18 protein-coding genes and 3 pseudogenes are annotated in these 25,210 nt (G+C 74.6%); 12 read left to right on the top strand and 9 right to left on the bottom strand.

Translation table 11 applies throughout. The features are described from left to right. Positions 1-3 precede the first annotated feature (3 nt). From COO58_RS25600 to COO58_RS25580, 5 genes are read left to right on the top strand one after another with little or no spacing between them, the layout of a single operon-like run. The gene (locus COO58_RS25600) at positions 4-3,405 is read left to right on the top strand and encodes an ATP-binding protein (RefSeq protein WP_098747601.1); all 3,402 of its coding nucleotides are present in this window, start codon (positions 4-6) and stop codon (positions 3,403-3,405) included. Between the two features lies 1 nt (position 3,406). Beyond that, complete coding sequence (locus COO58_RS25595) at positions 3,407-5,350, top strand: MFS transporter (RefSeq protein ID WP_098747599.1); 1,944 nt, start codon at positions 3,407-3,409, stop codon at positions 5,348-5,350. After that, the gene (locus COO58_RS25590; RefSeq protein WP_098747598.1) at positions 5,347-5,907 is read left to right on the top strand and encodes a hypothetical protein; all 561 of its coding nucleotides are present in this window, start codon (positions 5,347-5,349) and stop codon (positions 5,905-5,907) included. The genes COO58_RS25595 and COO58_RS25590 overlap by 4 nt, the downstream gene beginning before the upstream one ends. Beyond that, entirely contained in the window at positions 5,904-7,079 is a 1,176-nt protein-coding gene (locus COO58_RS25585; protein ID WP_098747597.1) for a M23 family metallopeptidase, read from the top strand. The genes COO58_RS25590 and COO58_RS25585 overlap by 4 nt, the downstream gene beginning before the upstream one ends. 10 nt (positions 7,080-7,089) lie before the next feature. Beyond that, entirely contained in the window at positions 7,090-7,689 is a 600-nt protein-coding gene (locus COO58_RS25580; RefSeq protein WP_091568637.1) for a hypothetical protein, read from the top strand. A gap of 7 nt (positions 7,690-7,696) precedes the next feature. Here COO58_RS25580 and COO58_RS25575 read toward each other — a convergent pair whose 3' ends face one another. Beyond that, entirely contained in the window at positions 7,697-8,257 is a 561-nt protein-coding gene (locus COO58_RS25575; protein WP_098747595.1) for a hypothetical protein, read from the bottom strand. A gap of 224 nt (positions 8,258-8,481) precedes the next feature. Here COO58_RS25575 and COO58_RS25570 point away from each other — a divergent pair, with 224 nt between their 5' ends. Together COO58_RS25570 and COO58_RS25565 are read left to right on the top strand one after the other, a co-directional pair. After that, the gene (locus COO58_RS25570; RefSeq protein WP_176558973.1) at positions 8,482-11,010 is read left to right on the top strand and encodes an FtsK/SpoIIIE domain-containing protein; all 2,529 of its coding nucleotides are present in this window, start codon (positions 8,482-8,484) and stop codon (positions 11,008-11,010) included. Between the two features lie 55 nt (positions 11,011-11,065). After that, on the top strand, positions 11,066-11,767 hold the full coding sequence (locus tag COO58_RS25565) for a hypothetical protein (protein ID WP_098747592.1): 702 nt from the start codon (positions 11,066-11,068) through the stop codon (positions 11,765-11,767). Between the two features lie 63 nt (positions 11,768-11,830). Here the strand turns inward: COO58_RS25565 and folE are convergent, their stop codons facing one another. The 4 genes from folE to COO58_RS30395 all read right to left on the bottom strand — a co-directional run bounded on the left by folE (position 11,831) and on the right by COO58_RS30395 (position 15,729). After that, positions 11,831-12,448 carry a GTP cyclohydrolase I FolE gene (gene folE / locus COO58_RS25560; RefSeq protein ID WP_091568630.1) on the bottom strand — a complete coding sequence of 206 codons (618 nt, stop codon included), beginning with the start codon at positions 12,446-12,448 and terminating at the stop codon, positions 11,831-11,833. Between the two features lie 83 nt (positions 12,449-12,531). After that, on the bottom strand, positions 12,532-14,538 hold the full coding sequence (gene ftsH / locus COO58_RS25555) for an ATP-dependent zinc metalloprotease FtsH (RefSeq protein ID WP_091568628.1): 2,007 nt from the start codon (positions 14,536-14,538) through the stop codon (positions 12,532-12,534). A gap of 378 nt (positions 14,539-14,916) precedes the next feature. Then, a complete protein-coding gene (gene hpt, locus COO58_RS25550) occupies positions 14,917-15,492 on the bottom strand; it encodes a hypoxanthine phosphoribosyltransferase (protein ID WP_091568626.1) in 576 nt (191 codons plus the stop codon). A gap of 99 nt (positions 15,493-15,591) precedes the next feature. Continuing rightward, on the bottom strand, positions 15,592-15,729 hold the full coding sequence (locus COO58_RS30395; protein WP_172967895.1) for a hypothetical protein: 138 nt from the start codon (positions 15,727-15,729) through the stop codon (positions 15,592-15,594). A 150-nt stretch (positions 15,730-15,879) separates the two neighbouring features. Here COO58_RS30395 and COO58_RS25545 point away from each other — a divergent pair, with 150 nt between their 5' ends. Further along, entirely contained in the window at positions 15,880-16,839 is a 960-nt protein-coding gene (locus COO58_RS25545) for a GlxA family transcriptional regulator (RefSeq protein ID WP_091568625.1), read from the top strand. A gap of 20 nt (positions 16,840-16,859) precedes the next feature. Here COO58_RS25545 and tilS read toward each other — a convergent pair whose 3' ends face one another. The 3 genes from tilS to dacB all read right to left on the bottom strand — a co-directional run bounded on the left by tilS (position 16,860) and on the right by dacB (position 20,517). After that, a complete protein-coding gene (tilS, locus tag COO58_RS25540) occupies positions 16,860-17,810 on the bottom strand; it encodes a tRNA lysidine(34) synthetase TilS (RefSeq protein WP_091576850.1) in 951 nt (316 codons plus the stop codon). Between the two features lie 61 nt (positions 17,811-17,871). After that, positions 17,872-18,939, bottom strand: a complete 1,068-nt coding sequence (locus COO58_RS25535) for a zinc-dependent metalloprotease (RefSeq protein ID WP_098747868.1) — start codon at positions 18,937-18,939, stop codon at positions 17,872-17,874. A gap of 66 nt (positions 18,940-19,005) precedes the next feature. Next, positions 19,006-20,517 carry a D-alanyl-D-alanine carboxypeptidase/D-alanyl-D-alanine-endopeptidase gene (gene dacB / locus COO58_RS25530; RefSeq protein ID WP_176558992.1) on the bottom strand — a complete coding sequence of 504 codons (1,512 nt, stop codon included), beginning with the start codon at positions 20,515-20,517 and terminating at the stop codon, positions 19,006-19,008. 366 nt (positions 20,518-20,883) lie between these two features. Here dacB and COO58_RS25525 point away from each other — a divergent pair, with 366 nt between their 5' ends. After that, positions 20,884-21,390 carry an inorganic diphosphatase gene (locus COO58_RS25525; RefSeq protein ID WP_013288994.1) on the top strand — a complete coding sequence of 169 codons (507 nt, stop codon included), beginning with the start codon at positions 20,884-20,886 and terminating at the stop codon, positions 21,388-21,390. Between the two features lie 56 nt (positions 21,391-21,446). Here COO58_RS25525 and eccD read toward each other — a convergent pair whose 3' ends face one another. Then, a complete protein-coding gene (eccD, locus tag COO58_RS25520) occupies positions 21,447-22,835 on the bottom strand; it encodes a type VII secretion integral membrane protein EccD (protein WP_098747588.1) in 1,389 nt (462 codons plus the stop codon). 99 nt (positions 22,836-22,934) lie between these two features. Here eccD and COO58_RS25515 point away from each other — a divergent pair. From COO58_RS25515 to COO58_RS31000, 3 pseudogenes are all read left to right on the top strand, one after another. Next, positions 22,935-24,344 (top strand): annotated as a pseudogene (locus tag COO58_RS25515) (type VII secretion protein EccC); the annotation flags it as partial. Then, positions 24,254-24,882: pseudogene (locus COO58_RS31290) on the top strand (hypothetical protein); the annotation flags it as partial. The pseudogenes COO58_RS25515 and COO58_RS31290, both read left to right, overlap by 91 nt. Before the next feature lie 27 nt (positions 24,883-24,909). Continuing rightward, positions 24,910-25,210 (top strand): annotated as a pseudogene (locus COO58_RS31000) (hypothetical protein); the annotation flags it as partial.

Raw genomic sequence — 25,210 nt, 5'->3', positions numbered from 1 at the left:
CGCATGAGTCGCTCTTCCACGCCGGGTTCCCCGGCCGGGCACCCGGGCGGATCGCCCGGTAACCGTGCGCGATCGTTCGACTACCCACCGGACGAGGACCTCGACGAGATCGTCCTCGACCCGGCGCTCGTCACCACTCCCGGCCACGGGCGGGTCGGCGTATTCCAGCCCCCGCGTCCGCTCAGCCCTCGGGGCGCCGAACCCCGCGAGCCGATCCGCCCCGAGGGCGACATCGACTCGCCCTTCCTCGACCTGTTCGGCGGCGCGCAGCCCCGGGTCCGCCGGCCGGCCGGCCCGCCCGCCGGGACGACTCCGCCCGCCGCGCCGGTCGAACCGGTGGTCGCACCGCCCCGCCGCGGTGTCGGCCGCGAGGCCCTGCCGATCCCGCACCAGCACGCCGCGCCGGTCGAACCGCACCGACCCGAACCCGCGCCGCCGGCCCGGGAGCAGAGCTCCGGCGTACGCGCCGTCGGCCGTCCCCGGCCGGAGCCGGCACACGCCCTGCCCGAGCCCGTTCAGCCCCCCGCGCTCGACCCGCCGCCCCCGCCGCGCACGCGGGTGCCGCAGCAGGCCGGTGACCGCCTCCCCGCGCTCCGGCCCCCGGCCGAGCCGGAGCCGCTCCACGAGGCGGCCGTGGCCCCGGCGCCGGTCGAGACGCCGGCCCCCGCGCGCCGCGTCGACCGGCGCGAGCCGGACCACGACCTGCCGGACCCGTACGCGGCGGCGCCGGCGCCGACCCGCGAGGTCGGGCGGCCGGCGCACCGCGAGGTGGCGCCGCCCCGGCAGCGGTCCGCCGCCCGCCGGGACAAGCCGACCAAGCCGGTCCGGGTACGCGCCCCGAAAATCAAGTTCGGCGACCGCGACCCCGCCGTCGAGCTGGCCATCACCGAGATCGCCGGGCACCTCACGTTCACCCCCAACACGGTCACCGCCTGGTACTGGCTGCCCGAGGTCCGTTGGGCGTTCCGGCCCGACGCCGAACGCGAGGCGCTGCTCTCGGCGATCTCCGAGCAGTACGCGGGCCTGGCCGGGTTCCGGCTGCACCTGCGCCGCACCACCCGGCCGTTCCCGGCCGACGAGTGGGCGCGCACCATCGACACGCACACCGCCGCCCCGCTGCCGGACGTGCCCGGCACCACCGGCTGGGCCGACCACCTGGTCGCCGCCCAGCGGCACCTGATGGCGGTCAACCACGCCGAGGGCCAGACCTACCTGGGCGTCACCTTCGCCCGCCGGTCACTCGGCGACTCGCTCACCGAGCGCCTGCTGCGCACGTTCGGCCGGGGCACCGCCGACGGCGAGCGCCGCCGGCTGGGCCGTACGGTCGAGCAGTTCGACGAGGTGCTCGGCGCGTTCGGGATGCGCGGGCGCCGGGTCACCGCGCCGGAGCTGGAGTGGCTGCTCTACCGCTCGGTGGCGCTCTGCATGGCGCCGCCCGGCGTGCTCTCCCCGATCACCAACGGCCGCTGGGAACGCGGCGACCTGCTGGCCCTGACCGAACAGGTCGAGCGCTACCGCACGCCCTACGGCTCGACGGTCAAGCTGGTCAACCGGATGACCGGCGAGGAGCGGCACGTGGCCGTGCTCGCGGTCGGCCGGATGGAACCGCTGGAGATCCCCGAGCGACACGAGCCGTGGCTGCACTTCCACGAGCGGTTGCCCTGGCCGATGGAACTCTCCACCCGGGTTGACATCCTCGGCCCCAACGACTCCTTCCGGAACCTCGAACACCGGCTCCGGATGATCCGCTCCCAGCAGCTCGACTACGCCGAGCACGGCATCGACGCCCCGCCGGAGCTGGAACGCCTGGCCAAGCGCGCCCTGGTGATCGGCGACGAGATGACCACCGGGCTGCCGGTCGACTCGGCCCGCGCGCACGGGTGGCACCGGATCGCGGTCGGCGGCCGGACCCGGGAGGAGTGCCTGGAACGGGCCCGCCGCCTCATCCAGCTCTACTCCCGTGAGCTGCGCATCTCGCTCCAGCACCCGAAGAACCAGGACTGGCTGGCCCGCGAGTTCATCCCCGGCGAGCCGATCGCCAACACCGGCTACGTCCGGCGGATGCCGGTCAACCTGCTGGCCGCCGCGCTGCCCCAGGCCGCGTCCACCGTCGGCGACCGGCGCGGCGACCTGATCGGCCGCACCGCCGGCACCTGCCGTCGCCCGGTCTTCCTCGACATGCACTTCCCGATGGAGGTACGCGAGCGCTCCGGCCTCGCCGTCTTCGTCGCCGAACCCGGCGGCGGCAAGTCCACGCTGCTCGGCGCGCTCGGCTACCTGGCCGCCCGGCGCGGCGTGCAGGTGACCCTGCTCGACCCGTCCGGCCCGTTGGCCCGGCTCTGCGCCATGCCCGAGCTGGCGCCCTACTCGCGGGTGCTCAACCTGACCGGCTCGGAGCAGGGCACCCTGGCGCCGTACGCGCTGATCCCCACGCCCCTGCGCAGCGAGTTCGCCGCCGGGGCGGCCGGCGACCGGGAGTTCGAGATCGCGGTCTCCAACGCCCGCGCCGAGCGCCGGATGCTGGTGCAGGACATCTGCATGATGCTGGTGCCGCCACAGGTGGCCCGGGAGGCGTCCACGGCCACCCTGTTCCGGCACGCCGTACGCCAGGTGCCGGCCGAGGAGACCTCCACGCTCGACGATGTGGTCACCTGCCTCCAGGGGCTCGACGACGACGCCGGACGCGAACTGGCCCACCTGCTGCTCGACACCGCCGAGATGCCGCTGGCCATGCTCTTCTTCGGCCGGCCGCCGGAGGGGCTGCTCGGCGCCGACGCCGCGCTCACCGTCATCACCATGGCCGGGCTCCGGCTCCCCGACCTGAAGATCGAGCGGGAATACTGGTCCGCCGAGGAGGCCCTCGCGCTGCCGATGCTGCACACCGCGCACCGGCTGGCGGTCCGCCGCTGCTACGGCGGCTCGATGTCCTCCCGCAAGCTGGTCGGCCTCGACGAGGCGCACTTCATGGAGGGCTGGCGGTCCGGGCGCTCGTTCCTGGTCCGCCTCGCCCGCGACTCCCGCAAGTGGAACCTGGCCGCGCTGGTCGCCTCGCAGAACCCGAAGGACATCCTCGGTCTCGACGTCCAGAACCTCGTCTCCACCGTCTTCGTCGGCCGGATCGCCGAGGACAGCGAGATCGCCTCCGAGGCGCTGCGGCTGCTGCGGGTGCCGGTGGACGACGGCTACGAGGCCACTCTCGCCTCGCTCAGCCAGGCCGACAGCGGCTCGGCGTCCCGCCTCGGCTTCCGCGAGTTCGTCATGCGCGACGTCGACGGCCGCGTGCAGAAGGTCCGGGTCGACGTGTCGTACGTCAACGGGCTGCTGGAACACCTGGACACCACCCCCGGCACGGTCGCCCCGGCCGCCGGGCAACTGCCGACCGTCCTGGCTGATCTGGAGGCGTGACATGGCGAGGGCCCGGGCACGGATCGCGGCGCTCCTCCTCGCGCTCGGCGTACTCGCCGGGGCCACGATCTCCTGGCCGGTGATCGGAGGCGCCACACCGGCGTACGCCGCCGGCCCGACCACGCAGGCCCGGGCCGAGCTGTGCAGCACCAAGGAGTGGCAGGCCGACTTCCGCGCCTGCGTGAACCGGCTCCAGGCGGTCAGCGAGGACCAGATCGAGTGCCGCAAGCCGCCGGTGCCGGCAGCGCCGGACTCCGGCCTGGCCGGCTGGTTCGCGTCCCGCCCCGACTCGGCCAAGGAGCCCGGCCCGAAGGGTCTCTACAGCGACTACGGGTACGCCGGCTACAGCTACGTCACGTACGACGTGGACGGCGGCTGCGCCTCGTCCGTGCTCCACCCCGACTACCGCTTCACCACCATGGTGGCGAACGGCGAGTTCATGTTCGCCAACGCGGTCATCGGCGCGTCGAACGCGCTGCGCGAACGGGCCTGGGACCCCCGGACCATGTGGCGCTGGGCGGACCCGCTGGTCGAGCAGGCCACCAAGGCCGTCTACCAGAAGGTGTTCAGCGTCTTCGGCATCATCACCATCTGCGTCGTCGGCCTCTACCTGCTGTGGCGCTCCCGCCAGTCGGACATGAGCAACGCGATGACCACGGCCGGTTGGGCGCTGCTCGTGATGGTGGCGGTGACCGCGCTGGCCGCGTGGCCGGTCAAGTCCGCGAACATGGCCGACAGCACGCTGATCACGACGCTCGGCGTGGTGCACGACGCGGTCGGCCCGTCGTCGAAGGACACTCCTCCCGGTCAGTGCGACGACCCGAATCCCGAGGCGTGTAAAGACCATCGCCCGCCGGCGGTACGGGCCAGCGACACCGCCACCGAGACCATGCTCTACCGGAACTGGTTGCGCGGCGTGCTCGGCTCGGCCGACAGCGAGACGGCCAAGAAGTACGGCCCGGCCCTCTACGACGCCAAGTCACTGACCTGGGAGGAGTCGGAGAAGCTCCGCCAGAACCCGGCGACCCGTGAGGGCACGATCAAGGCCAAGCAGCAGCAGTGGGCCCGGGTCGCCCAGCAGATCAAGACGGAGGACCCGGAGGCATACGAGTACCTGCAGGGCACCCGGGACATGGACCGGATCGGCGCCGGCTTCATCGCGGTGCTGGCCTCGCTGCTCTTCGCCATGTTCGACCTCACCGCGTCGCTGCTCGTGCTGCTCGGATTCCTGATCTTCCGGTGGGCGGTGATCGCCGCGCCCATTCTGGGCACCGTCGGCCTGATGCGCCCGGCCAGCGCCGGCCTGCGTCGGCTGGCGAACGCGGTGGTGGCTGCCGTGTTCAACATCGCCATCTTCGGCACCGGTGCGGCCATCTACCTCTTCGCGGTCGACCTGATCATGAACACCGCCACGCTGCCCGGCTGGCTCCAGGTGGTCCTGGTCTGGCTCTGCGGCGTGGTGGGCTGGCTGCTGCTGCGGCCGTACCGACGGATCACCCAGCTCGGCGGCAAGGACAGCAGCGAGGCGGTCAGTTCGGCCGGCTCGTGGCACCGCCGCTTCTTCCGGGACATGCGGATCGCCGCCCGGCTGGACGTGGCCGAGCCCGGCGGCACCAACGAGCCGGCGTTCGGCCGGCGCCGTACCGTCACGGCCGACCAGCGCAGCCTCCGGCCGGAGGCCCGGCACGAGGACCCGGCGCACGCCGACACCTCGGTCGAGCGGGAGCGGCCGGACGGGCGGGAACGGCCCGAGGAGGCGCCCGTGGTCGAGCGCCGGGGCGACCGGCCCGCCGCCGCGCCCCGGCCCCGTCGCGCCCCCTCCACCTGGACCGAGCCGGACGTGCCCGAGGAGGCGCCCTCCTACGCGGTCTACCGGCCGGACTCGGCGGACCGCGCCGCGCCGCCCGCCCGCCCGGCGCCGCGGATCCGTTCCGAGGCCCGGTGAGACCGGTGCGACGGGCACTCGAATTCCTCGTCACCCGGGTCCTCCGGTCCCGGCTCGGCATCGCGCTGGTGATCGCGGTGCTGGTCTTCGGCGTGATCGGCGCGGCCCGACTGGTCTCCGGGCCGGTCGACTCCGGTCTCGGGCTGACCACCCGCCCCACCCAGCCGATCAGCACCGTGGATCCCGGGGCCGGTGACGACGGCGTGCTGTCCAGTCCGCCGGCGACGGTCGCCCCGCGGACCCGGCCGGGCGAGGACACCCCCGAGCAGGTCGCCGGCCGGTTCACCACGGCCTGGTTGACCGGGCCCGGCACCACCGGCGACGCCTGGCAGGCGAAGTTGCGTCCGCTCTCCACGCCCGCGCTGGTGGAGAAGATGACCGGCGCCGATCCGGAGACCGTGCCCGCCCGGCGGACCACCGGCCCGCCGACGCTGCGATCGCGCACCGAGTCCTTCGTGGAGGCACTGGTCCCGCTGGACAACGGCACGCTCCGGCTCGAACTGGTGGCTGAGGACGGTCCGTGGCTGGTGGACGCGGTCGACTGGGAGCGGTCGTGAGCGGCGAGCCGGCCGTCGCCGCGCAGGTCCGCCGCAAGCTGCGCGTCGGCGTCCTCGCGACCGCGGTCACCGTCGCACTCGCCCTGCTCTGTTGCGTCGGCGGCGCCGGCGCGTTCTTCCTCACGGAGCTGGGCGGCGACCAGGAGGATCCGAAGCTCGCGGCCCTCGACTGCGACCCCGCCTACCGGGTGAACCTGACCGGGGACATGCCGCGCTTCGCCGAGTACGGCGAGGCTCAGCTGCGCAACGCGGCCGTCATCATCAAGGTCGGCCAGGACATGAAGGTCCCGGCCCGTGGCTGGGTCATCGCGCTGGCCACCGCGATGCAGGAGTCGGCGCTGCGCAACCTGGCCAACACCACGGTCCCGGCGTCGCTGGCCCTGCCGCACGAGGGCGTCGGCGCCGACCACGACTCGCTGGGCCTGTTCCAGCAGCGTCCCGGCTGGGGCAGCGTCGAGCAGCGGATGACGCCCTCGTACACGGCGCGCAAGTTCTACCAGAAGATGGTCAAGGTCCCGAACTGGCAGCAGCGGCCGCTCACCGTGGTGGCCCAGCGGGTCCAGGTCAGCGCGTTCCCGGATGCCTACGCGAAGCACGAGGAGCTGGCCGGGCGGATCGTCGACGCGCTGGCCGGCGGCGCGGCCCGGACCGTGGAGATCGCCGGCAGGGCCGTCTGCGACGCTGCCGCCGGGGCCCGGATCGCGGCCTCCGGATGGACCGCCCCGCTGCCCGGCGGGGTGGTGTCCGGCTTCCGCACCGCCGCCCGCCCGAGCCACAACGGGGTGGACCTGGCCGCGGGGAAACGCACCCCCATCCACGCCGCGTCGGCGGGGCGGGTGCTGGTCGCGCGCTGCGATCCGGACCGCTCGGGGCGCCGGGACTGCGACCGGGACGGCTGGCCGGACAAGGGTGGCTGCGGATGGTTCGTGGACATCCTGCACGCCGGCGGGTTCATCACCCGCTACTGCCACATGATCGAACGGCCTCGGGTCACGCCGGGTCAGGCGGTCGAGGCCGGCGAGGTGATCGGGCTCTCCGGCAGCAGCGGCAACTCCTCCGGCCCGCACCTGCACTTTGAGGTGCACAACAGCGGCGACCGGTCCAGTCGCGGCGCCGAGGATCCGCTGCCGTTCATGCGCAAAAGGGGCGCGCCCCTCGGCAAGTCCGAGTGAGGCGCCCCGCATGAGCAACCCGCTGCCCGACCCCTTCGCCGACCGTCCCGACTGGGCACCGCTGCCACCCCGGCCGGTCGAGATCGTGCCGGCCACCGGCGGGACCGACCTGCGCGGCCGCCGCGTGCTGGTCGGTCTGCCCGGTCTCGGCTGGCGTGGCGACCTGCGGGCCGACGAGCGGGTGGTGCAGGGCAGCCGCACCTACGTGCCGGTCATCCCGGAGCACGAGTGGTACCGGGCCGAGTCCGAGCAGGTGGAGGTGTTCGCGCCGCTGGTGCCCGTGGAGCGGGTCTGGGTGGAGACGATCGGTGACCGGCCGCCACCGGCCGCCGCGTCCGGGGCGGGCATCAGGCTGGTCTCGCTCGACGCGCCCACCCGCCGGCCGCCCACCCCGGCGTTCGAGGCCGACGCGGTGACCGGACGGCGCGTGGTGCACGTGGACGGCGGTGTGGAACGACGCGACCTCCGCGCGGTCACCGAGACCTACTCCGGCGCGGACGGCGACATCTGCGTCCGGGTGACGTCGGAGTTGGAGTGGTACCGGTGGGCCTGGCGCGGCCAGGCACCGACCACCCTGGAAGTTCCGGTTCACCTGCTCTGGCTGGAGTAACTTTCGTTTAGCCGACCTTCTCTGCCCCGCAGACACGCCAGCCATTCCGGTCGACCACACGGAACCGCCAGTCCTCACGCCGGCTACTCCGACTCTGTCCGTTGGCCGAGCTGGAGATGGTCAACGTCGTGGACACGTCCTCATCAACGCCCCTCTTGACTGTGCTCAACGGTCCCCAGCTAACTCTCACGACAACATCGAAGTTGGCCTCGCGTTGCTCTACCTCCGCACGCAGCGCGCGAACTGCGTCCAGGTCAGCCTCAGATGCACAGGCAAACTCCTGTGCCCTCGTGTCGTTGCGGTCAACCAAGAAAGCTCGAAGGTAGTTGTCGACCACCACGTCGGGGGCGCTGCGGTCCGGGGCTGTCGCGCGGTCGTAGAGGACGAACCCGACCACCGCTCCCCCCGTGCAGAGCAACGCGAGCACCCCCGCGACGACCATCAGCACGGTGCGCAGCGGGCGCTTGGGGCGTACCGGAAGCGGAGCCGGCGCGGGGGGCGCCATCTGCTCCGGCGGGGTCCGCTGCGCCGGTACGCGGGAGACCTGGGAACCGGCGGGGGGCTGCACTGATTCCACCTCCTGAGGCTATCGGCTGCGCGCCGCGTACCCAATGCCTCAGAACTGGCGGATCGTGGCGAACCGCCGGACGGACGCCGCCCGGCGGGCGGGCCGGCGCGGGGTGAGGCTGCTCACCGCCGCGCAGCTCACCGCGCCGACCGACATCCCGGTGGACGGCCCGCGCCTGGGTTACCGTCACTGCTCGGGAGGAGATGTCGGCCTCGGGAAGAGAGGTGGACGCGGTGGCGACTCCGAAGGCGCGCGCCGGTCGGGCCGCCGCGCTGCACCGCCGGGCCGAGGCCGCCGCGACTGCGGCGGCGGGCATCCTCGACGAGATCCGGCCCGCCCCCGCCGACCACCACCGACAGTACGAGCTGGCCGAACGCCTGCGGGCGGCGGCCGAGCGGGCGGCGCCCGGGTGGGCCGGCGCGGCGGTGGAGGCCCTCACGCCGGCGACGCCGCCGGGCGACGGTCCGCCGGCCCGGGTCCGGGTGGGCGCCGCCGCGCCGCTGGACGACGCCCGCTTCCCCGCGCTGGTCCCGCTGTTCGGCAGCGGTCACCTGAGCGTCGACGCCGACGCCGCCGACCCTCGGGTGGCCGGGCTGCTCCGAGCCCTGCTGCTGCGCCTGTTCGCGGCCACGCCGGCGGGCGCGCTGCTGGCCCGGGCGGTCGACGGCGGTCCGGGCGACACCTTCGCCGGATTCGCGGCGCTCGCCGACGCGGGCCTGCTGCCCCCGCCCACCGCCGACCTGACCGGCCTCCGGGCGGTGCTGGCCGAGGCGGAGCAGTGGGTGGCCGCCGGGACCTCGCGGCAGCGCGGGCACGACCGTACGCTGCTGCTCGTGGTGGCCGCCCTGCCCGAGGGCGCGACCACCGCCGACCTGGACCGGCTCGCCGACCTGGCCGACCGGGGGCCGCGCGCCGGGCTGCACCTGGTGGTCGCCGGATGGCCCGACGGCGACCCGCTGCCCCGGGCCACGCCGCTCACGGTGCGCACGGCGTACGCGCTGGTCGGTGACCCGCCGCTCACCGGGTTCAGCAGCCCGGGCGCCGAACCGCCGGGTGGTCTCCACTCGCCGGTGTTCCTGGACGAGGATCCACCCACGGATCTGGTCACCGAGGTGTGCCGCCGGCTGGCCCGGCAGATCGAGGACGGTTCCCGGCTCGCCCTGGCCGACCTGCTGCCCGCCGACGGGCTGTGGACGGCGGACTCGGTCGACGGGCTGAGCACCACGGTCGGTGACGCCGCCGGGCGTCCGGTCAGCCTCGGTTTCACCGAGCTGACCCCGCACTGGCTGGTCAGTGGCCGGTCGCAGGCCGGCCGCTCGGCGTTCCTCACCGACGCGCTGTTCGGCCTGGCCACCCGGTACGGGCCGGAGGAGCTGACGCTCTACCTGGCCGACCTGGGCGACGGCGAGTCCTTCGTGGAGTTCCTGCAGACCGAGCGGGACCGGTGCTGGGTGCCGCAGGTGCGGGCCGCCGGGATGGCCGCCGACCGGGAGTACGTCGCCGACCTGTTCGGCGAGCTGGAGGCGGAGGTGCGCCGCCGTGAGGAGGCGTCCCGGCGGGCCGGCGGACAGCGCTACGCCGAGTTGCGCCAGCACCAGCCGCTGCCCCGGATCGTCTGCGTGATCGACAACTTCCCGCTGCTGCTGCGCGACCGGGACCGGCTCGCCGCCGACGTGCTGGCCCGGCTGGACGCGCTGGCCCGTACCGCCCGGTCGTACGGGGTCCACCTGGTGCTGGCCGGCGAGGGCGACCTGGGCATCGGTGGTCCGCGTGACCCGCTGCTGGGTCAGTTTCCGGTGCGGGTGGCGTTGCCGGGCGGCTCGGCGGTGTTGGAGCCGGCCAACGACTCGGCGGCCGGCCTGCCGGTGGGCAGCGCGGTGGTGAACACGGCCGGCGGGCTGGGCGGTCCGCGCGGCGCGACCCGGGGGCACGAGCGGATGATCCGCTTCCCCGACCCGTACGAGGATCCGCAGGTGCTGGCGGACCTGCGGCGGCGACTCTGGTCGGACCGGACCGAGGAGGCCGTCCCCCCGGTGGTCTTCGCCGGCTACGCCCGCCCGCTGCTCGCCAACGACCCCCGGCACCGGGCCGCCCTGGCCGGTCGGGCGCACGGGCCGGCCGCGCTGCTCGGCCGGGCGGTGGACGTCCGGCGCAGCACCGTGGCCGTCCCGCTCGGGCCGGCCGCCGGCCGGAACCTGGCCGTGCTGGGTCGCGACGAGGAGGCCGAGCGCTTGTTGGTCACCGCGGTGCGCAGCGCGGCGGCGGCCCATGCGGGCGCGGCGCGGTTCGTGTTGGCGCCCCTGGCGAACGGGTCGGCCGAGCCGGCCGGCGTGCTCGCCGCCGAGCTGGCCGGGCGGCACCGGGTGGAGACGGTCGACGCGGCCGGGCTGCGGTCGGCCATGGAGTCGGACGAGCCCGGCTACCTGGTGGTGTTCGGGCTGGACGTGCCGGACGCCGCCGAGCTGCCGCCGGAGCTGCTGCGGTCGCTGCTGCTGGAGGGCCCGGCGGCCGGCCGGCACCTGCTCGGCTGGTGGCGGACGCCGGCGCCGCTGGCCGGGCTGCTCGGTCCCGAGGGCGAGGTGGACAAGCTCACCGCCGTGGCGGTCACCGACGTGCCGGGCGGGCGCCTGGAGCAGCTCTTCGACCGGCCGGTGTGGTGGCGGCCGCGGCCGGGCCGCGCGGTGCTCTGGGACGGCCCGGACGAGCAGGGCACGGTCTTCGTGCCCTTCGGTACCGGGGAGATGACCGGGTGAGCGCGAGGAGTGAGCCGGGGTTGCGAGCCCCGCAGTCGCGAACGGAAGTAGCCACGTGAGCGAGACCGGCACGACGGTGCCCGGGCCCCGGGCCGGTGGCGCGACCGTGGCCGTGGACCCGGCCGAGTCGGCCTGGGCGGACTACGTGGCGGCCGCGCGGCAGCTCGACGGCGTACGACGGGCGGCGGCCACCGCCGCCGGGGAGCAGGCCCGGTCGGTGGCGGCGGCCCGCGAGGAGTTGACCGCGGTACGCGAACGGCTGGCGCCGCAGCAGGCCCGGCTGCGTGAGCTGGGCGTACCGGCGATCTCCCTGGTGCCGACGCCGCCGGAGGTGAGCGAGGCGGCCCGGTCGATGGCCGGCGGCCCGGCCGCGGTGCTGGCGGCGTTGCGTGCCGCCGGAGGGTGGGCGGACGCGGCGGACGACACGCTGAGCGCTCGGGGTCTGCCCCGGCTGGCCCGCTGGCCGGCCCGCCCGCGCAACCTGCTGGTGTACGGGCCGCTGGCGCTGGTGGTGCCGCTGCTCCAGCTCACCCTGTACGCGCTGGCCGGCGCGGGGCCGGTGACCGCGTTGGCGCTGCTGGTGGGGCTGCCGCTGCCGGCGGTCGCGTTCATGCTGGGCTGGCTTGCGGTGGGGCGGCTCTTCCGCCCCCGCCCGACCGACCGGGTGGACCGGACTCCTCGCTTCGGTGCCCTGGTCTGCCTGATCCCGGCGGTGCTCACCGCCGCCGGGCTGCTGCTGGCCATGCTGCCCGGCTGACGTCCCGGGACGGCGACGGCCGCGCCTCCCGGGTGGGAGCACGCGGCCGTCGAGGTTGCCGGGTCAGCGGTGCATGATCAGCGCCATGGCCTCGGCCCGCGACTTGGCGTCGTTCTGCAGGCCGCCCCGGACCGCCGAGGTGATGGTCTTGGCGCCGGACTTCTGGATGCCGCGCATCGCCATGCACATGTGCTCGCACTCGAGCACCACGATGACGCCGCGCGGCGCGAGGCTGGACATCAGCAGGTCGGCGATCTGCGAGGTGAGCCGCTCCTGCACCTGCGGCCGGCGGGCGAACACCTCGACCAGCCGGGCCAGCTTGGACAGGCCGGTGATCCGGCCGTCCGGGCCGGGGATGTAGCCGATGTGGGCGCTGCCCCGGAACGGCAGCAGGTGGTGCTCGCACAGGCTCATCACGTCGATGTCCCGGACCAGCACGAGTTCCTCGTGGTTGGCCTCGAAGGTGGTGCGGAGGACCTGCGCCGGGTCGACCCGCAGGCCGGCGAAGAGCTCGGCGTACGCGCGGGCGACCCGGGCCGGTGTCTGTTGCAGGCCGTCCCGGTCGGGGTCCTCCCCGACGGCGATGAGGATCTCCCGGACGGCCTTCTCGATCCGGGCGAGGTCGACGCTCTGCTCCACCGGGCCACCGGTCAGCTTGCCGCTGATCAGGCGCGCGGCCACGTAGTCGAGGGCGTCGTCGCCGTCGGGTTCGGTCGCGGAAACGGCCGGCTCCCGGTCAGGGGAGCCGGCCGTCGGGTCGGTGCTCAGTGCGTACCGTCCGAGTTGTTGCTGGAACCACCGACCGAGATGCCGTCGGCCGTGGCCTGCTTCTGCAGCGCGTCCTTCTCGGCCGGGGTGAGCACGGGCGGCTCGGTCGAGGGCTGGCGCTTGCCGAAGCCGTGGTAGGGGGCCATCGGCGGGCGCTTGACCACCCGGGCGCAGATGCGGGCCATGTCGGCGGTGGAGAGGGTTTCCTTCTCCATCAGCTCCAGGACCATGTTGTCCAGGACGTCCCGGTATTCCACCAGGATCTCCCAGGCCTCGTCGTGCGCCAGCTCGATCAGCGCACGCATCTCGCCGTCGATCTCGGCCGCGACCGAGTCGGAGTAGTCCCGCTCGTGGCCCATGTTGCGGCCGAGGAACGGCTCGTCGCCGCTGGTGCCGTACTTGATCGCACCGAGCTTGGAGCTCATGCCGTACTGGGTGATCATCGCGCGGGCCAGCTGGGTGGCCTTCTCGATGTCGTTGCCGGCGCCGGTGGTCGGCTCGTGGAACACCAGTTCCTCGGCCGCCCGGCCGCCCAGCGCGTACGCCAGGGTGTCGATCATCTCGGCGCGGGTCTGGGTGTACTTGTCCTCCGTGGGGAGGACCAGCGTGTGGCCCAGCGACCGGCCCCGGGACAGGATGGTCACCTTGTGCACCGGCGCGGCGTGCGGCAGCGCCCAGGCGACCAGCGCGTGCCCACCCTCGTGGTACGCGGTGATCTTCTTCTCCTGGTCGCTCATCACCCGGGTCCGGCGCTGCGGACCGGCGATCACGCGGTCGATCGACTCTTCCAGCGAGTCGTTGGTGATCGCCCGCTGTTCCTTGCGGGCGGTGAGCAGCGCGGACTCGTTGATCACGTTGGCCAGGTCGGCCCCGGAGAAGCCCGGGGTACGCCGGGCGACCGCGTCGAGGTCGACGTCGGGCGTGAACGGCTTGCCCTTGGCGTGCACCCGCAGGATGGCCTTGCGGCCCTCCATGTCGGGGGCGTCGACCGGGATCTGCCGGTCGAAGCGGCCCGGGCGCAGCAGCGCCGGGTCGAGGATGTCCGGCCGGTTGGTGGCGGCGATCAGGATGACCCCGCCCTTGGTGTCGAAGCCGTCCATCTCGACCAGCAGCTGGTTGAGGGTCTGCTCCCGCTCGTCGTGGCCGCCGCCCATGCCGGCGCCACGGTGCCGGCCGACCGCGTCGATCTCGTCGACGAAGACGATCGCCGGCGCGTTCGACTTGGCCTGCTCGAAGAGGTCGCGGACCCGGCTGGCGCCGACGCCGACGAACATCTCCACGAAGTCGGAACCCGAGATGGAGTAGAAGGGCACGCCGGCCTCGCCGGCCACCGCGCGGGCGAGCAGCGTCTTACCCGTGCCGGGCGGGCCGAAGAGCAGCACGCCCTTCGGGATCTTGGCGCCCAGGGCCTGGTATTTCGCCGGGTTCTGCAGGAAGTCCTTGATCTCGTGCAGTTCCTCGACGGCCTCGTCCGCACCGGCCACGTCCGCGAAGGTGGTCTTCGGCGTGTCCTTGGTGATCATCTTCGCCTTGGACTTGCCGAAGTTGAGCACCCGCGAGCCGCCGCCCTGCATCTGCGACATGAAGAACAGCAGCAGGAGCACGAGCAGCGCGATGGGGAGGAGATTGACCAGCAGGCTGACCCAGATGCTGTCCGACGACACCTTGGTGTCGACCGGGCCGGTGATCCGGTCCGCCGCCTCGGCCTCGCGCACCTGGTTCCAGACCTGGCCGCCGACCTCGTACGGGAACTGCGCCTCGATCTTGTCGGTGTTGGTGTCGCCGAACTTGGCCTTGTCCTTCAGGTCGAGCTGGAGCGTCTGCTCCTTGTCCTGGAAGACGACCTTCTCGATACCGCCCTTGTTGAGCTGGTCGAGCGCGACGGACGTGTCCACGCGGTGGTAGCTGGGACCAGCGGTGAACAGTTGACTGAGCACAACGGCGCCGAGGATGACCAGGATGATCCAGACCACCGGTCGGCGGAAGAAACGCGTACGTTCCATGCTGTCGTCGGGCGCCGAGACGCCCGCATCCTCCTGATCGACGTCCTGACCGTCTGAATGGTGTCGCCGCCTCGGGCGGCGGCCGTGGCCGCCGTGCGGGCCGGCCCGACCCCCGGGGCACGCGAACTGCCGCACCACGGTCATTCGACGGTACACCGTACGAGCGAGATGTGAGCTTGTGAGCCCGGCACTTACGCGTAGGGCGAACCAGGGTTTGAGCCGGCGTGGCGGGGAGCTCCGCACCCGACCCGCCCACACCGCCCGGTCACGCGGCTCGAGGGGTCGGGCGTGGAGGGTGCCTCCACGTCACCGGTCTCTACCGTAGACCGAAAGGCTGAAAGCCCGCTGAACGTCCGCTGACGAGCGGCCCGACGGCGCTCAGGCGCGGGCGTAGACCTCGGGCTTGAGCACGCCGACGTAGGGCAGCTCGCGGTAGCGCTCGCCGAAGTCGAGGCCGTAACCGACGACGAACTCGGTGGGGATGTCGAAGCCGACGTACTTCACCGGCACCTCGACCTTGACCGCGTCCGGCTTGCGGAACAGCGCGACCACCTCGACGCTGGCCGCCGAGCGCGACTCCAGGTAGCGCAGCAGCCAGGAGAGCGTCAGGCCGGAGTCGACGATGTCCTCGACGACGACCACGTGCCGGCCGGCGATGTCGCGGTCCAGGTCCTTGAGGATGCGGACCACGCCGGACGAGGTGGTGCCCTGGCCGTACGAGGAGACGGCCATGAACTCCAGCTCGGCGGGCGGGCCCTGGCGGCCCAGCGCGCGGGCGAAGTCGGCCATGAACATGACCGCGCCCTTGAGCACGCAGACGAGCAGGAGACCGTCCTCGACGTGTGCGTAGTCCGCCGAGACCTGCTTGGCCAGTTCCGCGGTCTTCTCGCGGATCTGCGCCTCGGAGATGATCACGTGGTCGATGTCGGCGTCGTACCAGGAGCCGTCAGCCATGCTCCTAGCCTGCCGTACGCCGGATGGCCTCCGTCGGCGGGGCCGCCCCTTTTGGCGCGGTCCCGCCGGGGATTTTCGGCGCGAACGAGGCAAATCACCTCAGCAGGTGCGGGAGCGCCAGCGCCGCCCGTCGTCGGTCGGCTTCCAGTCGGCCGAGTCGCGGGTGTCGGCGGTGAGCCCGAGGGCGCTGGCGCCGACGAGGAGGAGCAGGAAGAGCAGAAGCAGAAGAACGGTCATGGCGGCGCTCGCTTTCGCGTGGTTCGGATGGTTTTCGCCGCCGGTGCGCACCGGACACCACCTAGTTTCCGGCCCGCCGTCCGGTCCGGACAGTGGCAGGAATGCCAGCGGGCCTCGATTTCCTGCCACCTCTCGGGTTACCCTCGTCACATGCTCCGCTCCGTCGCCGTCATCGCCCTCGACGAGGTCGCCGCGTTCGAACTCGGCGTCGTCGCCGAGGTGTTCGGCACCGACCGCACGGTCGACGGCTTCCCCGGCTACCGGTTCGACGTCTGCACCGCCGACGGCGCGCCGGTCCGCAGCCGCTCCGGCTTCCTGCTCACCCCCACCGCCGACCTCGCGCCCGTGGACGAGGCCGACCTGGTGGCGGTGCCGGCGCACGCCGAGGGGACGCCGGTGCCCGAGCCGGTGCTCGCCGCGCTGCGCCGCGCCGCCGACCGGGGCGCCTGGCTGCTCAGCGTCTGCGCCGGCGCGTTCGTGCTGGGCGAGGCGGGCCTGCTCGACGGACGCGACTGCACCACCCACTGGCGGCACGTCGACGAGCTCCAGCAGCGCTTCCCGGCGGCCCGGGTCCGGTGCAACTCGCTCTACGTGCAGGACGGCCGGCTGCTCACCAGCGCCGGCACCGCCGCCGGGATCGATGCCTGTCTGCACCTGGTCCGCCAGGCGCACGGCTCGGCCGTGGCCACCCGGCTGGCCCGGCGGATGGTCGTCCCGCCGCACCGCGACGGCGGGCAGGCCCAGTACGTCGAGGCGCCGATCCCCCGCGCGCCGGAGGCCCCCACGCTCGAACCGGTGCTGGAGTGGCTGATGGGCCACCTCGACCGCACCGTGACCGTGGACGAGCTGGCCGCCCGGGCCGACATGGCACCGCGGACCTTCGCCCGCCGGTTCCGGGCCGAGACCGGCACCACCCCGCACGACTGGCTGACCAACCAACGGGTGCTGCTGGCCCGACGACTGCTGGAGGACACCCGGCTCAGCGTGGAGAGCGTCGCCGACCAGGCCGGCTTCGGCGACGCGGCAGCGCTGCGGCACCACTTCACCCGCCGGGTCGGCACCACCCCGCACGCCTACCGGACCACGTTCCGCGAGCGCGCCGACGCCTGACCGCCGCCCCGCCGCGACGGTCAGCCGAGCAGGCGGCCGGCGTGACGGCGGACCGGACGACCGCCGGGCAGGTGCACCGGCCCCTGCCCCCGCCAGCCGGTGACCAGGGCGTCCAACGCCGCCACGTGCCGCTGCGACAGGGCAGCCGGGGCGGCCCCCAGCTCCCGGGCCCAGGCGTGCAGCACCCGGGTGCGCACCGCCGCGGGCAGCGCGGCCAGCCCGTCGACCGACAACCCCTCATCGCCGGCCCGGACGTCGGCCAAGGCGGCGTCGGCCAACGCGTCCAGGGCGGCGGTGTCCGCCGCGAGCAGCCGGGCGGTCCGGGCCAGGTTCGCCACCACGCCCGGGCCGAGCGCGGCGACGAGCGCCGGCAGCGCGTCGGCCCGCACCCGGGCCCGGGCGTACGCGGGATCGGTGTTGTGCGGATCGCTCCACGGGTCGAGCCCGAGCGCGGCGCAGGCCGACCGGGTGTCGTCGCGCGCGACGTCGAGCAGCGGGCGCAGCAGCGGCACCCCGTCGAGGTCGCGCCGTTCCGGCATGCCGGACAGTCCGCGCGGGCCGGCGCCCCGGGCCAGCGCCAGCAGCACCGTCTCGGCCTGGTCGTCGCGGGTGTGCCCGAGCAGGACCCCGGCCGCGCCGTGCCGGCGGGCGACCTCGACCAACGCCTCGTAGCGGGCCTCGCGAGCGGCCGCCTCGGGACCGCCGGGCCGCCCGTCCACGCGCACCCGGAGCACCTCGACCGGGTCGAGCCCGGCCGTGCGGGCCCAGGCGGCGACCGCGTCGGCCCGCTCGGCGGAGCCGGGCTGGAGGCCGTGGTCGACCGTGACCAGTCCGGCCGGGCGGCCGAGCCGGGGAGCCACGAACGCGGTGGCGGCGGCGAGCGCCAGCGAGTCGGGCCCGCCGGAGCAGGCCACCAGGACCGGTCCGGCGGCGGGCAGGTCGGTCAGCAGGCGCCGCACGGCGAGCCGCACGGCGGCCACGGACGGCGCGGGCGCCGGGCCGACCGGCGGCCGGAGGGCCGGAGCGGCCGGGTCAGCCGGCGGCCGGGGTGGCACCGGCCGGCCCGTGCACCCGGTTCACCCAGGCGTCCGGATCGCCCAGCTCGTCGAGCCGGGGCAGGGTGAGCGGGGAGGAGAAGATCTTGTTGAAGCCGGCCATGCCGACCCGGTCGACCACGCCGTGCACGAACTTGCGGCCCTCGGCGTACTGGCGCATCTTGACCTCGATGCCGAGCAGCCGGCGGATCGCCTTCTCCAGCGGGTTGCCGGACTCCCGGCGGCGGTTGAACGCGCCCCGGATCGCGCCGACGCTGGGGATGACCTCGGGGCCGACGCCGTCCATCACGAACTCGGCGTGCCCCTCCAGCAGCGTCATCAACGCGGTCAGCCGGTCCAGCACGGCGCGCTGCGCCGGGGTCTGCACGATGTCGAGCACGCTGGCCCGGCTCTCCGGGTCCTTCACCGCGTCGGAGAGTGTCGCCACGCCGCGGCGCAGCCGCTCCAGCAGGTGCTCACCGCCCTGCGAGGCGTCCACGAACGCCTGCACCTCGCCGAGGAAGTAGGCGCGCATCCACGGCACGGCGGTGAACTGGGTCCGGTGGGTCACCTCGTGCAGGCACACCCAGAGGCGGAAGTCGCGCGGGTCCGCGCCGAGCTTCCGCTCCACCTCGACGATGTTCGGGGCCACCAGCAGCAGTTGGCCCGGGTCGCCGGCGAAGACCTCGTACTGGCCGAGGACCCGGCCGGAGAGGTAGGCCAGCACGGTGCCGGCCTGCACGCCGGTGAGCCGGGAGCCGATCGCCTCGGTGAGCGCGCCGGGCCGCTTGTCCCCGGAGAGCCGCTCGACCAGTGGCGTGACCACCTCGCGCAGCCCGGCGATGTTGGCCGCCGCCCAGTCCCGGCGGTCGACCACGCGCACCGGCGGGTGGGCCACCTGGGCGCGCAGCCCGGTGTAGTCGGCCACGTGACCGGCGGCCTCCTCGGTCAGCCGGCGCAGGTCGCCCACCACGTCGGTGGCCTCCGCGTATGACACGCGGGGGCCCGACTTGCCCAGCGCCCCCGCGGTCGCGGCGGCCAGATCCCAGTCCACGAACTGCGCCATGAACCCACCGTACCCGCGCCGCGACACCCCCACCCGGGCTCGCGTCGGCCGATCGACGTCGGTCGGTCAGCGGCAGCCGCAGCCGGCCAGCGCGGAGGTGATCCGGTCGAGCGCCTGCCGGGTCTCGTCCAGCGAGCCCTGCGTCCGGTCGGTGAGCACGGCGAAGGTGAGCAGCCGCCCGTCGGCGGTGAGGACTGTCCCGGCGATGGCGTTCACCCCGGTCAGCGTGCCCGTCTTGGCCCGCACCACACCGGCCCCGGCGGCGGTGGCGGCCGCCCGGTAGCGCTCGTCGAGCGTGCCGGACCAGCCGCCGACCGGCAGCCCACCGAAGATCGCCGCCAGCTCCGGGTGGCTGCCGTTCCCGGCGAGCGTGATCAGCTCGGTGAGCAGGGACGGGCTGATGCGATTGGTGCGCGACAGCCCGCTGCCGTCGGCGAGGCTGATCTCGCCGGCCGGCAGTCCCAGCTCGCCGAGCACCTGGTCGGTGGCGGCGGCACCCCCGGTGAACGAGCCGGGCTTGCCCTTGGCCAGCGCCACCTGGCGGGCCATCGCCTCGGCGATCACGTTGTCGCTGTCGCTGATCATGATGTCGACCAGCCGGATCACCGGCAGGGACTCGACCTTGCCCAGCTCGGTGCCGGGCGCCGGGCCGGCCGACCCGGAACCCCCGGCGGTCGGCGCCGCGCCCCGGGTCACCTGGGCGGCGCCACCGGTGAGCCCGAGCAGCTTGGCGAACTGCCGGCCGGCGGTCAGGTCCGGCTGGGGCACCCGCTCGGCGGCGTGGTTGGTCTCCTCGGCGGTGCGCCGCGCCAGCGCCGGGTCCTTGCGGGCGCCGTCGGTCATCAGCGCGGTGATCGCCGCGCCGAAGCCGCCGGTGGGGATGTCGGCGTCCCAGCCGGGCTCGAAGACCGGACCGCTGAACAGCGACGAGTCGACGATCACCTTGGTCGGTGCGGTGCCGCCGAGCGCGTCGCGCACCTGGGCGGCCAGGTCGTCCAGCCGGGCCGCGCCCGGGTAGAAGCCGTTCTTGTCCACCGCGAGCGTGGGGTCGCCGCCACCGACCAGCACCACCTCGCCGGGGTTCGGGCCGGCCACCGCGCGGGTGGGGATCCGGTAAGCCGGGCCACGCGCCGCGAGCACCGCGACACCGGTGGCGAGCTTGGTCACCGAGGCGGGCACGGTCGGCGCGTCCGGTCCCTTGCCGTAGAGCGTCTCGCCGGTGGCCACGTCCGCCACCGAGACGTTCACCCGGTCGCCGAGCGCGGCGGCGCCCACCAGCGGTTCCAACGCGGCTCGGATCCCGGCCTCGGTGGGCAGCGGCGCGTTGCCGTCGGGGCCGGCGAGCACGGCCGGCGGGTCCGGCTCGGGCGGCGCGGCGGTGGCACCGGACGGGGTGGCCTCGCCGCCCAGCAGACGGGCGACCGGACCCGGGCGGAGCACCGCCAGCCCGGCCACCGCGAGGACCAGCACCAGCACGCCCGCCAGCGCCGCGACCAGGCGGCCACGACGGCGGCGCGGCGGAACGGCGGGCGGGGGCGGCGGCGGGGCGGCGCCGACCGGCGGGACCGGCGGGCTCACCGGGATCGGACCCGGCGCGCCGGGCCAGCTCACCGGGGCCGCCGCCGGGTCGCCGGTCGGGGTGACCCGGGCCGATCCGCTGGCCGGGGCCGGACGATGGGGAACGTTGGCGCCGGGGACGGACACCCGCCCGGTGGCTCCACCGGAACCGGATCCGACGGACCGTCGCCCGTCAACCCCCTCGGGGCGGTAGTGTGAATCTTCCCTCCCCACGGCCCCCTCCTCCCCGCTCGAAATCACCTTGGGTGACACTACTTCGGTCCGAACACTATGCGGCGGCCGGAGCCGGCGGGGGGCGTTCACCCGTGCGGGCGGCGAGCCGCTGGTTTCCGTTAGCCAGCGTGGGCAAACGAGGGAGCGTGGGAAATGGATTTCGACGTCACGGTTGAGATCCCCAAGGGTCACCGCAACAAGTACGAGGTGGACCACGCGACCGGCCGGATCCGGCTGGACCGCACCCTCTTCACCTCCACGCAGTACCCGGCCGACTACGGCTTCATCGAGGGCACCCTGGGCGAGGACGGCGACCCGCTGGACGCGCTGGTGCTGGTGCCCGAGCCGACCTTCCCCGGCTGCCTGATCCGCTGCCGCACCATCGGCATGTTCCGGATGACCGACGAGAAGGGCGGCGACGACAAGGTCCTCTGCGTCCCCTACGAGGACCCGCGCCAGGAGCACCTGCGGGACATCCACCACCTGGGCGAGTTCGACCGCCTGGAGATCCAGCACTTCTTCGAGGTCTACAAGGACCTGGAGCCGGGCAAGTCGGTCGAGGGCGCGACCTGGGTCGGCCGGGTCGAGGCCGAGGCCGAGATCGCCGCGTCCTACCGGCGCGCCAAGGAGGCCGAGGAGCGCGGCGAGACGCTGCACTGACGGTCAGGTTTCTCGAACGGCCCGGGTCGCACGTCGCGATCCGGGCCGTCGCGTACTCAGGCGAGCAGGCCGCGGGCCCGGTCGTAGAGATCGAGCACCGCGCAGGCCACCGGGACCACCGCGACCACCAGGGCGGTGTCGGTCAGGTCGGCCAGCCGGCCGAGGTACGGGGACACCGGTCGCCGGGCGTACGTGGCGCCGGCGGTCACCGCCACCAGGGCCAGGGCCAGCCCGCCGACGGTCAGCGCGAGTCGCCCGCCCGGACCGGCCCGTTCCGCCAGCACCGCGCCGAGCAGGGCGTACCCGGCGAGCCCGGCGACGACGGCCGGCAGCCGGTGCCGCACCGCCACGAAGAGCCGGGAGCGCAGCAGCAGCACCCCGCTGCCGACGGCGACCAGCAGCCATGCGGCGGTCCCGCCGACCGCGACGAGCACCCCGATCGCGCCGACGGCCAGCGCGGCGTGCCCGAGCAGCATCCCGGTCAGCACCTCCTCGGCGCGGGCCACGGCGGCGTGCACCCGTCCCCGGTCGGGCAGGTCACGGGTGCCGGCGGGAGCGGGCAGGGTGAGCGGCGGCAGCGGCAGCTTGCCGACCCGGATGGCCAGCAGCGGCAGCCCGCCGAGCGCGAAGACCAGGACGGCGAGCAGCACGGCCGCGGTGCCGGCCGGCGTCAGCAGCAGCCCACCGAGCGCGGCCACCGCCCCGGCCGCGCCCACTGTCACGCCGGCCACGAAGACCCGGGACCGGCTGGCCACCCCGAGCAGGCCGAGCACCGCCACCAGCAGCAGCGCCACCGAGCCGACGAGCAGTTCGGGGGCGCCGATCCAGCGAAGCCCGGGGATCGGACCGACCGGGTCGCCCGAGCCGACCGCCAGCGCGCCGGCCGTCGCCGCCCAGGGCAGCGCATACCCGCCGAGGGTGGCGCCGACCGGGCCGTCCCCGTACGCCCGGGACGCGGCGGTGGCGGCGAGCACCAGGATCAGGGCGACCGCGGCGGCGACCGGCCAGTCCCGGCCCCCGGCGCCGGCGCCGGCGGTCAGCACGGCAACCAGCCCGACGGCCAGCGGCACGCCGGCCCCGGCCAGCGCGGCGGCCCGGGTGGCCGGGGCGGACCAGGCGGCGCCCCGGCGTCGGGCCCCGTCGACGATCGCCTCGACCACGTCGTCGTACTCCAGTTCGGGCCACTCGGCGCGGGCCGGCACGAGGTGCAGCACCTCGCCGTCCCGGACGCCCTGCGGCAGCAGCGCCTGGGCGGTGGCGAGCACCGCGCCGTCGGTGCGGCGCAGCAGCCAGCCGCCGTGCCGTTCCCCGTCGTCGGCCAGCCCTTCGCCGGCGTGCCGCAGCACCTCGGGCAGCAACTCGGCCAGGGGGACCTGCTCCGGCAGGGCCACGTCGACGCGGCGCCGGGGCGCGCTGATGGTGACCCGGGCAAGGCCGCTTGTCATCGACGTATCTCCATCCCGGACCGGATCGGTGGCTGACGGACGACAGGACTTTACCTACTATGAGCCAGGCTCGGGTTACCGAGAGCCATGGGAGGATCGTTGTCCACTGTCGTCATCAAGCGGCCGCCGCGCCGCCCGGCCCCGGAGATCCCGGTCGGCGAGCTGCCCGTCGAGGCGCCGCCGGAGATCCCGGTGGCGACCGGGGGGCGCTGGCAGCAGGCGTTGATGGTGCTGCCGATGCTCGGCGGGACGGTGGCCATGGCGATGATGTTCGGCCGGGGCGGCGGGGCCTACTCGTACGCGGTGGGCGGCATGTTCGGGCTCTCCTCGCTGGCCATGCTGGTGACCACCTGGGGCAGCGCCGGCCCGAAGAAGTCCGAGCTGATGGCCGCCCGCCGGGAATACCTGCGCCACCTGGCCACGCTGCGCCGCCGGGTCCGGGAGACCGCCGGCGCCCAGCGGGCCGGGCTCTCCTACCGCCACCCCGAGCCGGGCCGGCTCTGGTCCACGGTGGACAGCCACCGGGTCTGGGAGCGCCGGCCGGCCGACCCCGACTTCGCCGTGGTCCGGGTCGGTGTCGGGCCGCAGACGCTGGCCACGCCACTGGTTCCGCCGGTCACCCGGCCGCTGGAGGAGCTGGAGCCGATGACGGCCGGGGCGCTGCGGCGCTTCCTGGACGCGTACTCGGTGGTGCCGGACCTGCCGGTGGCGCTGTCGCTGCGCAGCTTCGCCCGGGTCTTCGTGCGCGGTCCGGCGGGCCCGGTGCGCGGGGCCGGCTCGCCCGCCGCGCAGGCCCTGGCCCGGGCGGTGCTCACCCAGCTCGCGGTCTTCCACGCCCCGGACGAGCTGCTGGTCGCGGTCTGCGCCGGGCCGGAGCGCCGGGACCGGTGGGAGTGGGTGAAGTGGCTGCCGCACGCCCACCATCCGACGCGCACCGACGCCCTGGGCGCGGTGCGCCTGGTCACCAGCTCCGCCGCCGACCTGGAACGGCTCCTCGCCGACGTGCTCGGCAGCCGGTCCCGGTTCAGCCCGCACGGCCCGGCCACGGACGGGCCGCACGTGGTCGTGGTGCTCGACGGCGGCGACCTGACCGGCGCCGCCGACCTGGCCGGCGACGGCGGCATCGACGCGGTCACCGTGCTCGACCTGGACACCCCGCCCCCACGGCTGCTCGACCGCTACGCGCTGCTGCTCGACCTGATCGACGGCCGGCTGCACTCGCACTCCGTGGAGGGGCACGCCGAGGTCGGCGCCGCCGACGCGCTGCCGGCGGCCGACGCCGAGGCGGTGGCCCGGCGACTCGCGCCGCTGCGGCTGGCCGGCACGGTACGCGGGCCGGACGCGCCGCCCGGCGCCGAGCCGGGCCTGCCCGAGCTGCTCGGCCTCGGCGACCCGGAGGGCTTCACCGCCGAGCAGGGGTGGGCGGCCCGGGCCGCGCGGGACCGGCTGCGGGTGCCGATCGGGGTGGGCGCCGACGGCGGGGCGATCGACCTCGACCTGAAGGAGTCGGCGTGAGACCGTCCGTGCCGTCTGGACCGAGGCGTCGGACGACCTTTCTCTCACCTCCTCGAAGGGATGATCGTGTACCGCAGAATCGGAATCGTCGGGCTTGGCTACGTCGGTGTGACGCTCGCCGCCGCGTTGGCGGACAAGGGTTACCGGTGCACGGGGTGGACGCCCAGCCCCGGGTCCGGCAGGCGTTGCGCGCGGGGCGTCCGCATCTGTACGAGCCCGGCGTGGAGGAGGTGTTCGCCCGGCACGTGGGGCGGACCCTGCTGGTGGACGAGCACCTCCCGGCCGAGGTGGACGCCGTCGTGCTCTGTGTCTCCACCCCGGTCGACGAGGACACCCACGAGCCCCGGTTGGAGAACCTGGCCGAGGCGGCGGCGTACGTCGCACGGACCTGCCGGCCCGGCACCCTGGTCGTGGTGCGGAGCACGTGCCGGTGGGCACCACCAGGCGGGTCGTGCTGCCCGTGCTGACCGAGGCGTGGGGTGCCGACGTCCGGCTGGTCATGGCGCCGGAGCGGACCATCCAGGGTCAGGCGTTGCGGGAACTGGTCGAGCTGCCGCAGGTGGTCGGTGGGCTGGACGACGCCAGCGTCGAGGCGGGACAGGCGTTCCTCGGCGGGCTCGTCCGCCAGCTCGTGCCGGTGTCCAGCCTCGAGGCGGCGGAGCTGGTGAAGCTCGCCAACAACTGCCACACGGATCTGATCTACTCGTTCGGCAACGAACTGGCGCTGATCGCCGGACGACACGGCCTCGATCCGCTGGAGGTGATCGCCGCCGCCAACGCGACTACCCCGACCCGACCTGGCCCGGCCGGGTTACGTCGGCGGCGGATGCCTGTCCAAGGACCCGTACCTGATGATCGCG

It is taken from the genome of Micromonospora sp. WMMA1996, assembly GCF_002573675.1.
Lineage (GTDB): Bacteria > Actinomycetota > Actinomycetes > Mycobacteriales > Micromonosporaceae > Micromonospora > Micromonospora sediminicola.
This window is presented reverse-complemented; position numbering and strand designations above follow the sequence as displayed.

Bases quoted from the DNA above. Each gene is read 5' to 3' on its own strand.
- COO58_RS25580 (WP_091568637.1), top strand. From the start codon at position 7,090: ATGAGCAACCCGCTGCCCGACCCCTTCGCCGACCGTCCCGACTGGGCA.
- COO58_RS25535 (WP_098747868.1), bottom strand. From the start codon at position 18,939: ATGGCGCAGTTCGTGGACTGGGATCTGGCCGCCGCGACCGCGGGGGCG.
- COO58_RS30395 (WP_172967895.1), bottom strand. From the start codon at position 15,729: ATGACCGTTCTTCTGCTTCTGCTCTTCCTGCTCCTCCTCGTCGGCGCC.
- hpt (WP_091568626.1), bottom strand. From the start codon at position 15,492: ATGGCTGACGGCTCCTGGTACGACGCCGACATCGACCACGTGATCATC.
- COO58_RS25545 (WP_091568625.1), top strand. From the start codon at position 15,880: ATGCTCCGCTCCGTCGCCGTCATCGCCCTCGACGAGGTCGCCGCGTTC.
- COO58_RS25600 (WP_098747601.1), top strand. From the start codon at position 4: ATGAGTCGCTCTTCCACGCCGGGTTCCCCGGCCGGGCACCCGGGCGGA.
- ftsH (WP_091568628.1), bottom strand. From the start codon at position 14,538: ATGGAACGTACGCGTTTCTTCCGCCGACCGGTGGTCTGGATCATCCTG.
- COO58_RS25595 (WP_098747599.1), top strand. From the start codon at position 3,407: ATGGCGAGGGCCCGGGCACGGATCGCGGCGCTCCTCCTCGCGCTCGGC.
- COO58_RS25525 (WP_013288994.1), top strand. From the start codon at position 20,884: ATGGATTTCGACGTCACGGTTGAGATCCCCAAGGGTCACCGCAACAAG.
- eccD (WP_098747588.1), bottom strand. From the start codon at position 22,835: ATGACAAGCGGCCTTGCCCGGGTCACCATCAGCGCGCCCCGGCGCCGC.